16 protein-coding genes are annotated in these 14,360 nt (G+C 60.3%); 6 read left to right on the forward strand and 10 right to left on the reverse strand.

Features of this window, described 5'->3' with window-relative positions:
* Positions 1-177 precede the first annotated feature (177 nt).
* A complete protein-coding gene (phaR, locus tag EEQ99_RS22405) occupies positions 178-750 on the forward strand; it encodes a polyhydroxyalkanoate synthesis repressor PhaR (protein ID WP_028756528.1) in 573 nt (190 codons plus the stop codon).
* On the opposite strand, the gene EEQ99_RS22410 is transcribed toward phaR, so the two are convergent.
* The 5 genes from EEQ99_RS22410 to mtgA all read right to left on the reverse strand — a co-directional run bounded on the left by EEQ99_RS22410 (position 745) and on the right by mtgA (position 3,995).
* Positions 745-1,152, reverse strand: coding sequence for a hypothetical protein (locus tag EEQ99_RS22410; RefSeq protein ID WP_028756529.1), 408 nt, complete (start codon positions 1,150-1,152; stop codon positions 745-747). The genes phaR and EEQ99_RS22410 overlap by 6 nt on opposite strands.
* A 143-nt stretch (positions 1,153-1,295) precedes the next feature.
* On the reverse strand, positions 1,296-1,481 hold the full coding sequence (rpmF, locus tag EEQ99_RS22415; protein WP_003543812.1) for a 50S ribosomal protein L32: 186 nt from the start codon (positions 1,479-1,481) through the stop codon (positions 1,296-1,298).
* Positions 1,482-1,636: 155 nt separating this feature from the next.
* Positions 1,637-2,284, reverse strand: coding sequence for a glutathione S-transferase family protein (locus EEQ99_RS22420; protein ID WP_028756530.1), 648 nt, complete (start codon positions 2,282-2,284; stop codon positions 1,637-1,639).
* Positions 2,285-2,297: 13 nt separating this feature from the next.
* Positions 2,298-3,020 (reverse strand): DUF1868 domain-containing protein, encoded by a 723-nt coding sequence (locus EEQ99_RS22425; RefSeq protein ID WP_127431126.1) that lies wholly within the window; start codon positions 3,018-3,020, stop codon positions 2,298-2,300.
* Between the two features lie 222 nt (positions 3,021-3,242).
* Complete coding sequence (gene mtgA / locus EEQ99_RS22430; RefSeq protein WP_028756532.1) at positions 3,243-3,995, reverse strand: monofunctional biosynthetic peptidoglycan transglycosylase; 753 nt, start codon at positions 3,993-3,995, stop codon at positions 3,243-3,245.
* A 136-nt stretch (positions 3,996-4,131) separates the two neighbouring features.
* On the opposite strand from mtgA, the gene EEQ99_RS22435 reads away from it, so the two are divergent.
* Positions 4,132-5,046: a polyprenyl synthetase family protein gene (locus EEQ99_RS22435; protein ID WP_028756533.1), complete on the forward strand. Its 915-nt coding sequence runs from the start codon at positions 4,132-4,134 to the stop codon at positions 5,044-5,046.
* A gap of 135 nt (positions 5,047-5,181) precedes the next feature.
* On the opposite strand, the gene hisC is transcribed toward EEQ99_RS22435, so the two are convergent.
* The 4 genes from hisC to EEQ99_RS22455 form a co-directional block, all read right to left on the reverse strand.
* Positions 5,182-6,243, reverse strand: coding sequence for a histidinol-phosphate transaminase (hisC, locus tag EEQ99_RS22440; protein ID WP_028756534.1), 1,062 nt, complete (start codon positions 6,241-6,243; stop codon positions 5,182-5,184).
* A 16-nt stretch (positions 6,244-6,259) separates the two neighbouring features.
* On the reverse strand, positions 6,260-7,510 hold the full coding sequence (gene ispG / locus EEQ99_RS22445; RefSeq protein ID WP_028756535.1) for a flavodoxin-dependent (E)-4-hydroxy-3-methylbut-2-enyl-diphosphate synthase: 1,251 nt from the start codon (positions 7,508-7,510) through the stop codon (positions 6,260-6,262).
* Between the two features lie 199 nt (positions 7,511-7,709).
* The gene (locus EEQ99_RS22450; protein ID WP_028756536.1) at positions 7,710-8,900 is read right to left on the reverse strand and encodes an MFS transporter; all 1,191 of its coding nucleotides are present in this window, start codon (positions 8,898-8,900) and stop codon (positions 7,710-7,712) included.
* A 65-nt stretch (positions 8,901-8,965) separates the two neighbouring features.
* Positions 8,966-9,742 carry a DeoR/GlpR family DNA-binding transcription regulator gene (locus EEQ99_RS22455; protein WP_028756537.1) on the reverse strand — a complete coding sequence of 259 codons (777 nt, stop codon included), beginning with the start codon at positions 9,740-9,742 and terminating at the stop codon, positions 8,966-8,968.
* A 210-nt stretch (positions 9,743-9,952) separates the two neighbouring features.
* On the opposite strand from EEQ99_RS22455, the gene EEQ99_RS22460 reads away from it, so the two are divergent.
* From EEQ99_RS22460 to EEQ99_RS22475, 4 genes are all read left to right on the forward strand, one after another.
* Positions 9,953-10,822 carry a DMT family transporter gene (locus EEQ99_RS22460; RefSeq protein ID WP_028756538.1) on the forward strand — a complete coding sequence of 290 codons (870 nt, stop codon included), beginning with the start codon at positions 9,953-9,955 and terminating at the stop codon, positions 10,820-10,822.
* A gap of 152 nt (positions 10,823-10,974) precedes the next feature.
* The gene (locus EEQ99_RS22465) at positions 10,975-11,748 is read left to right on the forward strand and encodes an amino acid ABC transporter substrate-binding protein (protein ID WP_017995516.1); all 774 of its coding nucleotides are present in this window, start codon (positions 10,975-10,977) and stop codon (positions 11,746-11,748) included.
* A 201-nt stretch (positions 11,749-11,949) separates the two neighbouring features.
* Positions 11,950-12,630 carry an amino acid ABC transporter permease gene (locus EEQ99_RS22470; protein ID WP_012759450.1) on the forward strand — a complete coding sequence of 227 codons (681 nt, stop codon included), beginning with the start codon at positions 11,950-11,952 and terminating at the stop codon, positions 12,628-12,630.
* A complete protein-coding gene (locus EEQ99_RS22475; RefSeq protein ID WP_028756539.1) occupies positions 12,627-13,388 on the forward strand; it encodes an amino acid ABC transporter ATP-binding protein in 762 nt (253 codons plus the stop codon). Before EEQ99_RS22470 ends, EEQ99_RS22475 begins: the two co-directional genes overlap by 4 nt.
* A gap of 300 nt (positions 13,389-13,688) precedes the next feature.
* Here EEQ99_RS22475 and EEQ99_RS22485 read toward each other — a convergent pair whose 3' ends face one another.
* Positions 13,689-14,261 carry an NADPH-dependent FMN reductase gene (locus EEQ99_RS22485; RefSeq protein WP_028756540.1) on the reverse strand — a complete coding sequence of 191 codons (573 nt, stop codon included), beginning with the start codon at positions 14,259-14,261 and terminating at the stop codon, positions 13,689-13,691.
* Between the last annotated feature and the right edge of the window lie 99 nt (positions 14,262-14,360).

Here is a 14,360-nt window from a genome sequence, read left to right on the forward strand (position 1 = left end):
GTCAAACGCGAAGACCGGCTGCCGCCATTTTTCAGCCGAAGCGCTCCCAAGCCCGATTCATCTGCTCTGTTAAAGGTTTGCCGCATCGCACAAAGAGATTGTCACCGGCCTTCTTTTGCGTTTACAGTCTCAAGTGGAGGAAGATCCATAAATCAGACGGGGGTTCAGGAGACTGATATGGCGAAGCATGAGGGTCAGATCGTTATCAAGAAATACGCCAATCGCCGCCTATACAACACCGGCACCAGCACCTATGTGACGCTGGAAGACTTGGCGGAGATGGTGAAGAAAGGCGAAGACTTCACCGTACAGGATGCAAAAAGCGGAGATGACATCACCCATTCGGTGCTGACCCAGATCATTTTCGAACAGGAATCGAAGACCGGCAACACGTTGCTCCCGATCTCCTTCCTGCGCCAGCTCATCACCTATTACGGCGACCAGATGCAGATGGTGGTGCCGAGCTTTCTCGAACATTCGATGCGCGCCTTCACCGAACAGCAGTCGCAGATGCGCGAGCAGGTGAACCGCGCCTTCGGCGAGACGCCGCTCGGCAAGAACCTGCAATTGCCGATGCAGATGGTCGAAGATCAGGTTCGCCGCAACACCGAGCTGTTTCAGCAGGCGATGCAGATGTTCTCGCCCTTCATGACGCCGCCTGCCAAGGAAAGCCGCAAGGCCGAGGCCAAGGATATCGATGAGCTGAAGGAACAGCTCCGCGCCCTTCAGAACAAACTCGACAACCTATAATCCGATCGAGACATCACGCCCGGCGCTCCGGATCGAGACGGCAAAACCGCCGATCACATCGATCAGGGCGATCGTCATCAAAATGAAGAATACCTGCGTCGCAGCATCCCGGACGAGCAGAAACTCGACCAGGAAGGCGATGAACACCAGCATCGACAACATATGGTTGACGAGATTGCCGGGGCCGGTTCTGGTCGCCTTGAGGATTTCGAAGAACAGCACGACAAGGGCGATGACGATGAACAGATCGCCGAGCGCCATGCTCCAGATCGCGCCCGAGATCATCGACAGCACGATGACATCATGTTGCAGGGCCGGAATGCCGCCATCGCCCATCAGGCCCAGCATCGCCAGATTGTAAAGAATAAACGGGATAATCATCAGCGGCATTGCGGCTATCATCGGCAGTCTCCTCAGCGCAAGAAGAATACTGCCGCAAACCGCTGCCAGACCGCAAGTCATTGCAAATATTATATCGTCGAAACAGAAAAGGCCGGCTTGAGGCCGGCCTTGAAACTTTCGATCGGACAAGCCGGATCGCGAAATTATGCGCTTTCCTTCGGCGTCAGAACCTGACGGCCGCGATACATACCGGTCTTCAGGTCGATATGGTGCGGGCGGCGCAGTTCGCCGGAGTTCTTGTCTTCGACATAGGTCGGAGCCTTCAGTGCATCTGCCGAACGGCGCATACCGCGCTTGGACGGGCTTGTTTTTCTCTTCGGTACAGCCATTTCTCTTACTCCACTTGCGGGCAAAACATTCCCACGGCCAGACTGGCGGCCGAAACGGACATGTCGCGATTTCGGAATTTGGCGCGCTTATACATGCAAGGGGTGGCCTTGACCAGTCCCCATGCGTATTTTTTGCGAAGCCGATGATTCCGGGCTCAGACTTCGTCTTCCGGCACGATCCAAGGCTCCGCGCGGGCCGCCTCTTCCCATTTTCGCCAGGCCGGATGCGCCTTCATGGTCTCCATATAGGCCAGCGTATCGTTTCGGCTGACGAGATCATAAATGTCGAAGCGGTTGACGACGGGCGCAAACATCGCATCCGCCCCGCTGAACGCACCAAAGAGAAACGGTCCGCCGGATTGCTGCAACAGGTCGCGCCAGATTGTCTCGATGCGGCTGATATCGGCGTCGACACCATCCGGCAATGCGATCTTGGCCTTCGGCCGGCGGATATTCATCGGGCAGGCGTTGCGCAGCGCCCGAAAGCTCGAGAGCATTTCCATCGAAACCGAACGGGCAAGCGCCCGCTCGGCCCGATCCCCAGGCAGAAGGCCGGCCTCCGGATAAAGCTCGGCGGCGTATTCGATGATCGCCAGCGATTCCCAGATCTTCAACGCGCCGTGCTTGAGAAGCGGCACTCGCCCGGTCGGCGAAACCGCCTTGATATGGGGATTGCCACCAGGATAATCGAAGGGGATCAGCACTTCCTCGAAATCGATGCCGACGCCCGTCAGCGCCATCCAGGGCCGAAACGACCAGGAGGAATAGTTCTTGTTGGCGATATAGAGCGTCGGTTTGTCCATGGGCCTCCTCCGTTCAGGCTTCGAAATCAAAGATCAGCAATTCGTGGAAATGGTTCATGTCCTCGAACACGCAGAATGCCGGCGGGGTAAGCTCGAAAACGGGAGCCTTGCGGCGGATATCCTCGGCCACGTCATCGAGCATCGCCTGCCAGCGCGGCAAGGCTTCGTCCTCAAGCCGTTCGACCGCATAGGCGAAGGTCATGTGGAACTTATAATCCTCGTGGTTCGGCTGGCGATAGCCGAGAAGATCGGCCAGCGCGTTGCGCCAGGCACGCATGACCTTGCGGTCCGTCTCCGTCGCCCCGTCGACGAGCAGGCCCGACGGGCGAGCTTCGACGATCGCGACCCTGAAGGGGTCAGCCATCGAGAAACCTTCGAGCCTGGCCACCATCAACTCGGTCATGTCTTCGATGGGCGTATCGAGCGGCAGATCGCCCGGCCAGCAATCCTGCCGGCGCCGGGTTTCGATGACGCCTTCGAAAAGTGTCATGTGAAGACTTGATATCGGCGTGAAGAGGAACTGCGGAGCCTCGGGCATGGCCAGATATGTCTCGCGCGCCTCGATCAGCGCCATCTGCGTCTGCGAACCCTTCTCGATATGGCAGACGATGGTGTTGCCGGCTTCCGGGAGAAAGCCGCCGATTTTGCGATAGCGGCTGCCGAGATGGGCGGGCGGGTTCGGATTGTGCGTCTTCGAATAAGAGAGAAGCTCGGGCGAAAATGTCGTGATGGTCATGGGCGAATCGGAGCTCTGGTTGGACTGCATCCGTCCATATGGCAGAACCAAGAATGTCAGATGACGCTTACCGCCTCTAGAGCATGATGCCGAAAAGTGTGCGCGGTTTTCTCATGACATCACGCTCTCACAATATAATTTAGAACAGGATTCAGATTTCAGGCCGCCCCTGGCCTAAAATCATCCTGTTCTGACGACAAGTTCTGATGTCAATCTCTGATGTCAATCATAGATGCACTTGATGTAATCGCCCGAACCTTGCGCACGCCTCTCAATCACGCCGGCAAGCCGGCGAAGGCCGCGTCCGGGCTTGCCGGCATTACGGTCGATCGGGTTCGGCAGCGAGACGGCTAGCAGCGATGCCTGGCGCCGCGTCAGCTTCGAGGCCGGCACCTTGAAATGATGCTGGGCGGCCGCCTCGATGCCGTAGATGCCGGGACCCCATTCGGCGATATTGAGATAGATTTCCATCAGCCGCCGTTTCGACAGGACGAAATCCGTGGCGACCGCGAGTGGAAGCTCCAGGGCCTTGCGCACGAAGGAGCGGCTGTTCCAGAGGAAGAGGTTTTTCGCCGTCTGCATCGGGATGGTGCTGCCGCCGCGCGTCGCCTGGCCTTTCAGCGTATCCTCGACCAGCATGCGCATTTCAGCCCAGTCGACGCCGCCGTGAAAGCAATATTGCCCATCCTCCGACATCATCACCGACTGCACCACGACCGGGGCGATGTCATCCAGCGACACCCATTGCCTGTCGTAACCGCGCAGCAGCAGAAGATCGCGCAGCATCAGCGTCGAGACGGGGTGAATGAAGGGCAGCAGATAGAAAAAGATCAGCGCGTAGGGAAGGATCAGAAAGACCAGGACGGCAAGAACAATGCGTTTCAACACGCGCCGATCTCCGAACCGCCGATCTCCGAACCATTGCCGACGAACCGGCATGTCGACGCTGTCCTCTCTCTCCGGCGCTATATCCAATGTTCCCCAGTCCGATTTCGCTCCTCTCGTTCTCATAGCGCCTGTACAGAGCTTATGCCAGAGTGCGTGGTGAATCTTGCCGCTGTCATCGACAATTCCGTTGCAAGCCCGGGGGCGCTCATGCCAAACAGCGCCCATGGACGCGAACCGGGACACTTTCGAAACGAGGCTGAAGAACAACGCCCACGAGATCGAGGCGCTGCTCGACGCATTGCTTTCACCAAGCATCCTTTCCGATGAAATCGCCAGGCCCGAAAGGCTGCGCGATGCCATGCATTATGCCGTGCTGAACGGCGGCAAGCGGCTGCGCCCATTCCTGGTCGTCGAAAGCGCTGCCCTTCTCGGCGGCAACGCTGAGGCAGCACTTCGCGTCGGCGCGGCACTCGAATGCGTCCACTGCTATTCCCTCGTCCATGACGACCTGCCGGCCATGGACGATGACGACCTGCGCCGCGGCAAACCAACGGTACACATTAAATTCGATGAAGCGACCGCGATCCTCGCCGGCGACAGCCTGCTGACCTACGCCTTCGATATCGTCGCCGCGCCGGAAACGGCGCTTCCCGATACCAGCAAGGCATCGCTGGTGCTGGCCCTTGCCCGCGCCGCCGGTCTTGGCGGCATGGCCGGCGGCCAGGCCCTCGATCTGGCAGCGGAAAAACAAGCCCCTGACGAGGCCGGCATCATCCGCCTGCAGGCGATGAAAACGGGCGCGTTGATCCGCTTCGCCTGCGAAGCCGGCGCCATCATCTCGGCAAGTGCGCCGGAAGACCGCCGCCGCCTGCGCGCCTTCGGCGAAAAGATCGGCCTTGCCTTCCAGCTGGCCGACGACATTCTTGACCTGACTTCGGACACCGAGACCATGGGCAAGGCGACCGGCAAGGACGCAGCCCGGGGCAAGGGAACGCTCGTCGCCCTGCGCGGTATGGAATGGGCCGAGCGCCAGCTCCACCAGCATGTCCGCGATGCCGAGGCGCTGCTTACCCCTTACGGCGCCCGTGCCTCGACCCTTACCGCTGCGGCGCATTTCATCGCCGACCGGAAGAGCTAGAGCAATTCCAGGAAAAGTGCGAAGCGGTTTTCCCAGGCAAAGCGCGAAGCGTTTTTACCGGGAATTACGTAAAACAAAGGAATAGAGTGGTTCTGCGCTTCCGTTAAAAGCTGAACCGCTCTATCCCTTTCCAGGTCAGGCTGCCAATATTTCCGTGAGAGCCGAAACCAGGCGGGCACATTCCTCGTCCGTGCCGATGCTGATCCGCAGGAAGTCCGAAATACGCGGCTTGGCAAAAAGCCGGACGAGAATGTTCCGCTCGCGCAGGGCGGTGAGAAGCGCTGCACCCGACTGACTTTGGTGCCTTGCGAAAACGAAATTCGCCTGGGACGGCAAGACCTCGAAATCCAGCGCTTGGAGTTCGGAGACGAGGTTTTCCCGGCTGGCGATAAGCTTCCTCCGGCATGTCTCGAACCACGCCTCGTCCTTGATCGCCGCCGTCGCGGCGACCTGCGCCAGGCGATCGAGCGGATAGGAATTGAAACTGTCCTTGACGCGCACCAGCGCCTCGATCAGTTCCCGCTGCCCCAGCGCGAAGCCGACGCGCAGGCCTGCGAACGAGCGGGATTTCGACAGGGTCTGAATGACAAGCAGATTGGGATATTTTGAAATGAGCGGGACGGCGCTTTCGCCGCCGAAATCGACATAGGCCTCGTCGATGACGACGACCGCATCCGGGTGAGCGGCGACAAGCGCCTCTATGTCGGCACGCGGCAGGCCGATCCCGGTCGGTGCATTCGGATTGGGGATGATGATCGCGCCGCACGGCCTGTCGTAATCCGCCAGTCGGATCTGGAACCCGTGATCGACAGGCACTTCGATCGCTTCGACATCGTATAGCAGGCTATATGTCGGGTAGAAGCTATAGGTCACATCGGGATAGAGAAGCGGCCGTTCGTGTTTCAACAGCGCCTGAAACGCGAGGGCGAGGACCTCGTCGGAGCCGTTGCCAACGAATACTTCTTCCGCCATCAGGCCGAAACGGGCGGCGATCGTCTCGCGCAATTCCGTCGCCGCGGGATCGGGATAGAGCCGCAGACGATCGTCCGTCGCTTGCCGGATTGCCTCGAGTGCCTTCGGAGACGGCCCGTAGGGATTCTCGTTGGTGTTGAGCTTGACCAAGCCGGCGATACGCGGCTGCTCTCCGGCGACATAGGGCCGAAGCTTGCTGACGATATCAGACCAATACCGGCTCATTCGAACTCGAAGGCGTTCATTCCGCCGCCGTCCGCTGGCCGAAACGCTTCTCGATATAATCGACGACAAGCGCCTCGAAGTCGGCGGCGATATTGGGGCCGCGCAGCGTCAGCGCCTTACGGCCATCGATGAAAACAGGGGCGGCCGGCGTCTCGCCGGTGCCGGGAAGCGAAATGCCGATATCGGCATGCTTGCTTTCACCCGGCCCGTTGACGATGCAGCCCATGACGGCGACGTTCAGCGCCTCGACTCCGGGATACTTTTCGCGCCAGACCGGCATGTTCTTGCGAATGTCGTTCTGGATGTTCTGGGCAAGCTCCTGGAACACCGTCGAGGTCGTGCGTCCGCAGCCCGGACAGGCGGCAACGACCGGTATGAACTGGCGGAAGCCCATGACCTGCAGGATCTCCTGCGCCACCTGGACTTCGCGGGTGCGGTCGCCATTCGGCTCGGGCGTCAGCGACACGCGGATCGTATCGCCGATGCCATGCTGCAACACGAAGCCCATGGCCGCCGACGAGGCGACGATGCCCTTGGTGCCCATGCCGGCTTCGGTCAGACCGAGATGCAGCGCGTGATTGGAGCGTTCGGCGAGCATCGAATTGACGGCGATCAGATCCTGCACCTGGCTGACCTTGGCCGACAGGATGATGCGGTTGCGCGGCAGGCCGATCTCCTCGGCAAGGGCTGCCGAAAGCAGCGCCGACTGCACGATCGCCTCACGCGTCACCTGCCGGGCCGAAAGCGGCGAACCGGCCGCGGCATTCTGGTCCATCAGCGCCGTCAGCAGATCCTGGTCGAGCGAACCCCAGTTGACGCCGATACGCACCGGCTTGTCATGGCGGATCGCCATCTCGATGATCTCGGCGAACTGCTTGTCCTTCTTGTCCTTGAAGCCGACATTGCCGGGGTTGATGCGGTATTTCGCCAGCGCCGCGGCACAATCGGGATGATCGGCGAGCAGCTTGTGGCCGATATAGTGGAAGTCGCCGATCAATGGCACGTCCATGCCGAGCCGCAGCAGCCGCTCGCGGATCTTCGGCACGGCAGCCGCACTCTCGTCACGGTCGACGGTGATACGCACAAGCTCCGAGCCAGCCCGGAACAGGGCGGCGACCTGCGCGACGGTCGAGTCGATATCGGCGGTATCGGTATTCGTCATGGATTGCACGACGACCGGCGCCCCGCCGCCGACGATGACGCCGCCGACATCGACGGCAACGGAAGCGCGGCGCGGTTTCGGATCAAAATCGGCGGCTGACAACATGAAGAGTTCTTGCACCCCTAAAGCATGTCGCGCAAAAGTATGCAGCGGTTTTGCGATCACGACATGCGCAAAATAAAGACCTAAAGCGCGAGAAGCAAATCTGAAAGATTGCGACGCGCTTTAGAAACAGCGCCTTTCAGGTGGATCATGACCGCTTTCTTGTCAACCGCCCCCGATATCACTTTTGGTTGGAGGCGGTTCAGTGGCCGCCTCCGGAGGTCCCATCGGCATAATGGGCCAGTTTGGAAAACAGGAGGACGACGAGCAGCAGCACCGGCAGCGCCATGAAGACCGCAGCGAAGCCGACATGCTCGGCGACGAAGCCGATCAAGGACGGTGCGACCAGCATGCCGGAGTAGCCCATGGTCGTGACGACCGAGATGCCGATGCCGGGCTTGAGGCCGGGAATATTGCCCGCCGCCGAGAAAGCGATCGGCACCATGTTGGAAATCCCGATCCCGCAAAAGGCAAAACCCAGGATAGCGATCTCGGCATTGGGGGCCAAGCCTGCAAGCAGCATGCCGACGATCGCAAACAGCGTGCAGATGCGCAGCGTCTTGACGCCGCCCAGACGGTCGCGCACCAGATCGCCGGCAAAGCGCATGATCGCCATGGTCGCCGAAAAGGCTGCGAAACCAAGACCGGAAAGTGCCACGGATGCATCCATTTCCTGCCGGAGATAGAGCGCGCCCCAGTCGAGAACCGCACCTTCCGGCACCATGCTGAACAGCGCCATCAATCCGAGCAGCCACGGCAGCGGCACCATCGGCAGCTTCGTCTTTTCCTTCTTGGTGTCGGGATGCGGCGGGTCCGCAAGGATCATCGGCCATGCCAGAGCAAGGAAGATTGCCGCCAGCACCGTCGCCAGTTCCGCATGACCGAGAATACCGAGCTTGGAAATCACGATGCCGCCGAGACCTGAGCCGATCAGTCCACCAAGACTCCAGAACGCATGGCAGGACGACATGATGGCGCGGCGCATGGATTTCTCGACCGACACCGCATTGGCATTCATCGCCACATCCATTGCGCCAATGAAGCCGCCGAACAGGAAGAGCGAGATGGCCCCGGTGATCACATTTGGCGCGAGCGTCAATGCCAGCAGCAACGGCAGCACGCAGACAGCCGTCACCTGAACGACGATACGCGAGCCGTGCTTGGCAATCTGCGCACCGGCAATCGGCATCATGACCAGCGAGCCGACGCCGAAGACGAGGATCATCAGCCCAAGCTCGAACTTGCTCAGCGCCAGACGCTCGGCAAAGTCCGGAATCTTCGGCGCCCAGCAGCCGACGACGAAGCCATTCATGAGAAAGAGCAGGGAAACCGCCGCCCTGCTTCTGGTAACGAAGCCGCTCCGGACCCCCGGCGCACTTACATGACTGTCCATTTCTCGGTCTTTCCTCATTGCCGGGCTTGCAAGCGCCCGATTTCCCTAAACTCTGTGACGTCGCCTCAGTTCGTTTTCTCGGCGATAACAGTCCTGCATCCGCGCTCGCGGTAGCGGCCGAGAATTGCCGGATCGGCATCGTGTTCGACCACCAGACATTCGCAATGGGCAACCGGCAGGACACTATGGGGGGCGGCAGTGCCGAATTTCTCCGAGGTTGCAGCCACCAGCACCCTTTTGCTCCTCGACGTCGCAAACCGCTTGAACTCCGCATCCTCGAAACCGAACACCGTGATGCCGGCCTCAAGGTCGACGCCGCAGGCGCCGAGAATGCAGAGGTCGGGCGAAATCTGCTCCATATCGCGCAGGGCCTTGGCGCCGAGCGCACCGCCCGTCTGCCGATCGACCATCCCGCCGATCAGGATGACGTTGATGGCAGGCTTGTCGATCAGCGCTGCGGCAATCGCCGGCGCATTCGTCGCAGCCGTCAGCGCAAGATCGGCCGGCAATGCATGGGCAATCGCCAGATTGGTGCTGCCGGCATCGAAGAACACGGTCGAACCGGCGGCGATCTGCTGTGCCGCAGCGCGCGCCAGCGCCTGTTTCCGGTCGGCGGCAAAGCCGATGCGCTGCGTCAGGCTTCCATGCGCCGGCGAGACCGGCAATGCGCCGCCATAGACCCGCTCGCAGAGCCCCGCGGCCGCCATCTCGCGCAGATCGCGCCGCACCGTATCCTCGGAGACGCCGAATTCGAGCGCAAGTTCCGCCGCCAGCACGCGGCCATTCATCCGCAACCTCTCGGAAATCACCCCTTGACGCTCGCGTAATAGAAAATCCTGCATGTTCCTACCGGATCGACATCTTACAAATCCAGAACGTGCATAAACACTTATGATCGTGCAGGCAATACGCATTGCTACACGTTTTCTGACGTTTTGAAACAAAGTCACTACCAGAGCGAAATATGTCCTATTGACCGGTCTAAGAGGCAGGAATATCGATTCATCATTCCCGATTCCCTCCGGCATATCCGCCATTTGGTGCGTCTTCCTGTGAAAAACTCCGTCAGCCTGGGCATCCTGCTCACGACGGTCGCCTATATGGCGTTTACCTTCCATGACGCGATCATCAAGATCCTGACTTCAAGCATTCCCGTCTGGCAGATCCTGTTTTTCCGCAGCCTCACGATCTTCCTCGGTTGTCTCGCCTATGGTCGCGGCAAACTCGTTCGCCAAACGATCACATCGCCGATCGTCAAGCCGATGATCGCCCGCAGCATCCTTCTTCTTTGTGCCTGGCTTTCCTATTATTCCGCGGCAAGCCGCCTGCAGCTTGCCGAAGTGACGACGCTTTATTACGCCGCACCTGTCGTCGGTACCCTGCTCGCATGGGTCATCCTGAAGGAAGAGGTCACGCCGGCGCGCTGGCTGGCCGTCGGCGTCGGTTTCGTCGGTGTCTTGATCGCCTGCAATCCGGTCGGCCTCACCATTTCCTGGCCGGTCTATCTTGCGCTGCAGGCGGCCGTCCTCTGGGCATCCGCCATGGTGCTGCTGCGCAAGACCTCGCTGCACGAAAAGACCATCGTGCAGCTCACCGTTTCCAACGTCTTTTTTCTTGCCCTGACCGGCCTTGCCGTTCTCTACACCTGGCAGACCCCCGATATGACGCAGCTCGCGCTGCTCATTGCCACAGGCATCGTTGCCGGCTGCGCCCAATTCGCCCTTTTCGAAGGCATGCGCCAGGCGCCCGTCTCCGTGCTTGCACCATTCGAATACAGCTCTCTCGTCTGGGCCTTCCTCCTGGGCTATCTGATCTGGGCCGACATCCCAACGCACAATGTGGTCGTCGGCGCGGCCCTGATCCTCAGCGCCGGATTGATCATCATCGTCAGCGAAAGGCTGCGCCGCCGGGCCGGAGCATGATGCCTGTTTCTGCAGGATTCATGGTTGGAACGGCCGCTTGAGAAAATTATTTGCAGTTGCTGCTTTTATTCGCAGTTTTCTACGCTTCCGGCGCCATAATTTTCTGCAAAGTATCCCCATCCGATGACAACCTCCCAAGGATGGATAAAACAATGAACTGGTTGAAAACCGTCGCCGCTGCCGCCCTCATTCAGGCTGCGGCCCTCCTGCCTGCCCATGCCGGCGAGAACCTCGCCGCCATCAAATCGGCCGGCGTCTTCAAGATCGGTACCGAAGGCACGTATGCGCCCTTCACCTATCATGACGAAAGCGGCAAGCTCGTCGGCTTCGATGTCGAGATCGGCGAAGCGATCGCCGCCAAGCTCGGCGTCAAGGCCGAGTTCGTCGAAGGCAAGTGGGACGGCCTGATCGCCGGCCTCGACGCCAAGCGCTACGACACCGTCATCAATCAGGTCGGCATCACCGAAACCCGCAAGCAGAAATATGATTTCTCCGAGCCCTATATTGCCTCCAAGGCCGTGCTGATCGCCCGTGACGGCGATGACAGCATCAAGTCCTTCGCCGATCTGAAGGGCAAGAAGGCCGCGCAATCACTGACCAGCAACTTCGGCAAGCTCGCCACCGAAGCCGGCGCCGAACTCGTCGGCACCGACGGTTTCGATCAGTCGATCCAGCTCGTGCTGACCAAGCGCGCCGACGCCACGATCAACGACAGCCTCTCCTTCCTCGATTTCAAGAAGCACAAGCCGGACGCGCCGGTGAAGATCGTCGCCGAACAGGAAAATGCCGACTACTCCGGCGTCATCATCCGCAAGAACGAGCCGGAGCTTCTCGCCGAAATCAACAAGGCGCTTGCCGACATCAAGGCCGACGGCACCTATAAGAAGATCGCCGACAAGTATTTCGGCCAGGACGTTTCCAAGTAAGCTTCGTTCAAGAAAAGAACCCCCTCCCCCACAAGGGCAAGGGGGTTCGATGCCGCGCCGCCTCATCTCAGAACAGCCTCCCCGCCACAGTACGGTCGCTATTTGGCGCGCCGAAGGCCCCGATAAGCCCCTCCCCCTTGTGGGGAGGGGTTGGGGAGGGGTATTCCACTTCGACGCACCAACCGACCAGAAGGAATTCCCTTGGCGCACTGGCTCCAACTGATGGCGGAATCGCTGCCTTCGCTCCTGTGGGCGGGGCTGATCTTCACCATTCCGCTGACCCTGCTCTCCTTCGTCTTTGGCCTGGCCCTCGGGCTCGCCACCGCGATCGCCCGACTCTTCGGGCCGATGCCGCTCTCCGCCGTCGCGCGCTTCTATGTCTGGGTCATCCGCGGCACGCCGCTGCTCGTTCAGCTCTTTGTCATCTTCTACGGCCTGCCGAGCCTCGGCATCCTGCTCGATGCCTTCCCGGCCGCCCTCATCGGCTTCACCCTGAATATCGGCGCCTATAGCTCCGAGATCATCCGCGCCGTCATTTCCTCGGTGCCGAAAGGCCAGTGGGAAGCTGCCTATTCGATCGGCATGAGCTGGCGCCAGGCGATGAGCCGCACCATCCTGCCGCAGGCCGCCCGTGTCGCCGTGCCGCCTTTGTCGAATACTTTCATCTCGCTGGTCAAAGACACGTCGCTTGCCGCCGCCATCACCGTGCCGGAACTCTTCCAGGCGGCGCAGCGCATCGTCGCCACCACTTATGAGCCGTTGATCCTCTATATCGAGGCGGCGCTGATCTATCTCGTCCTGAGCTCCGTCCTCTCGCAGCTGCAAGTGCGGCTGGAACGCCGCTTCGCGCGTTATGGCGGTATGCTGGAGGCAAATGCATGATCGAGCTTTCCAACATCGAAAAGCGCTTCGGCGATGCGGTCATCCTGAAGGATATCAGCATCCGCATCCCCGAAGGCAGCGTCACCGCGCTGGTGGGACCTTCCGGCGGCGGCAAGAGCACGCTGCTGCGCTGCATCAACCTGCTCGAAATTCCGACAGCAGGCGCGATCCGCCTGGGAGAGGAAACGCTGGCCTTTACCCCGGACAAACGAACGAGCTGGCAGGCGATCCAGAAGATCCGCCGCCAGACCGGCATGGTCTTCCAGAACTTCCAGCTCTTCCCGCATCAGACCGCGATCGAGAATGTCATGGAAGGTCTGGTGACGGTGCTGAGATGGCCGAGGGAAAAGGCCCGCGAACGCGCAATGGAATTGCTGACCAAGGTCGGCATGACCCACAAGGCCGACGCCTGGCCTTCGACACTATCGGGTGGCCAGCAGCAGCGCGTCGCAATTGCCCGGGCACTGGCGCCATCGCCGCGCGTGCTTCTTTGCGACGAGCCGACATCCGCGCTCGATCCCGAACTTTCGGCCGAGGTGGTCGATGTGCTTGGCAAGCTTGCCAGCGAAGGCACGACGATGGTGATGGCGACCCATGATCTCCGGCTCGCCTCGAAGATCGCCAATGACGTCGTTTTCCTGGAAGCCGGAAGCGTGGTGGAAACGGGCAGCGCCAGGGCGATCTTCAATACGCCGGAGCGCGAGCGCACCAAGCGCTTCATCTCGACGATCAACGCCGCCAATACTTACGATATCTGAGCTAGAGCCTTTCCGGGTTAGATTGCAGCATTCTGTTGGCTCAAACGGAGTCGGATGGTCGACCGGCCGGCGCGCGTCGTAGCCCGGCTCTACGGCCAAGCCGGCCCGTTTCAGCCAACCCTCCCGCAGATTTGCCTTGCAAATCTGCAAGACTTTAGAAGCGCCGGACGCACCTATTGCTTCGCATAGTGAAGCAGTGCGGCCGGTGGGCCGGGCATCTTTGCGCCGGCAGAATGCTGCAATCCAACCGGGAAAGGCTCTGGTGCCGGGATGCGAACATCCCGGCATTGCTCGCTGCAATCAGGAGGCCGTAACGACGGCGCGCGCGGCCTTCAGCGCATTGCCCCACCAGGTGAGCTGATCGAGCATGTTCTTGGCGGCCTCATTGAGATGGGCGTAATCACCGAGGCTCTTGCCTTCCTTGAGAACCGCAAGATATTCGCTGAACGCGATGTGGACGGCGGTCTTGACGGACGCTGCGCTCATTTCGACGAAGATCAGGCGAAGCTGCTCGACCGCACGTGCGCCGCCGACGCCGCCGTAACCGACGAAACCGACCGGCTTCTGAATGAATTCGCCGAGATCGATCGCGTTCTTCAGAACCGCGGTCGGCGCATGGTTATATTCGGCGGCGGTAAAAATGAAGCCGTCGAACTCGCGCAGCTTCTTCTTCCAGTTCTCTGCGGTTTCGCTTTCCGCCGTGGTGGCGCGCTCTTCCCCGAAGAAATGCATGGGGTAGTCGAGAAGGTCGAGAACTTCGACTTCGAGATCAGAGCGCTGACTGGCGAAATCTGCGATCCACTTGGCCGGATGCTGGGCAAAACGGCCAATACGCGTGCTGCCGACAATGACGGCAATCTTCAACTTGCTCATAGACGATTTCCTGATGGGTCTTGGGGGCGGGTGGTGAGCGTGCCAATCTATGAGAAAGCCTCCTCGCCGGGCAAGGCAAGGAGGCCGCTCACTTTTCAC

Source organism: Rhizobium anhuiense (assembly GCF_003985145.1).
GTDB lineage: Bacteria > Pseudomonadota > Alphaproteobacteria > Rhizobiales > Rhizobiaceae > Rhizobium > Rhizobium anhuiense.

Excerpts from the sequence above, each read along its gene's own strand:
- phaR (WP_028756528.1), top strand. The coding sequence starts at position 178 with ATGGCGAAGCATGAGGGTCAGATCGTTATCAAGAAATACGCCAATCGC.
- EEQ99_RS22410 (WP_028756529.1), bottom strand. The coding sequence starts at position 1,152 with ATGATAGCCGCAATGCCGCTGATGATTATCCCGTTTATTCTTTACAAT.
- rpmF (WP_003543812.1), bottom strand. The coding sequence starts at position 1,481 with ATGGCTGTACCGAAGAGAAAAACAAGCCCGTCCAAGCGCGGTATGCGC.
- EEQ99_RS22420 (WP_028756530.1), bottom strand. The coding sequence starts at position 2,284 with ATGGACAAACCGACGCTCTATATCGCCAACAAGAACTATTCCTCCTGG.
- EEQ99_RS22425 (WP_127431126.1), bottom strand. The coding sequence starts at position 3,020 with ATGACCATCACGACATTTTCGCCCGAGCTTCTCTCTTATTCGAAGACG.
- EEQ99_RS22435 (WP_028756533.1), top strand. The coding sequence starts at position 4,132 with ATGGACGCGAACCGGGACACTTTCGAAACGAGGCTGAAGAACAACGCC.
- hisC (WP_028756534.1), bottom strand. The coding sequence starts at position 6,243 with ATGAGCCGGTATTGGTCTGATATCGTCAGCAAGCTTCGGCCCTATGTC.
- ispG (WP_028756535.1), bottom strand. The coding sequence starts at position 7,510 with ATGTTGTCAGCCGCCGATTTTGATCCGAAACCGCGCCGCGCTTCCGTT.
- EEQ99_RS22450 (WP_028756536.1), bottom strand. The coding sequence starts at position 8,900 with ATGGACAGTCATGTAAGTGCGCCGGGGGTCCGGAGCGGCTTCGTTACC.
- EEQ99_RS22455 (WP_028756537.1), bottom strand. The coding sequence starts at position 9,742 with ATGCAGGATTTTCTATTACGCGAGCGTCAAGGGGTGATTTCCGAGAGG.
- EEQ99_RS22465 (WP_017995516.1), top strand. The coding sequence starts at position 10,975 with ATGAACTGGTTGAAAACCGTCGCCGCTGCCGCCCTCATTCAGGCTGCG.
- EEQ99_RS22475 (WP_028756539.1), top strand. The coding sequence starts at position 12,627 with ATGATCGAGCTTTCCAACATCGAAAAGCGCTTCGGCGATGCGGTCATC.
- EEQ99_RS22485 (WP_028756540.1), bottom strand. The coding sequence starts at position 14,261 with ATGAGCAAGTTGAAGATTGCCGTCATTGTCGGCAGCACGCGTATTGGC.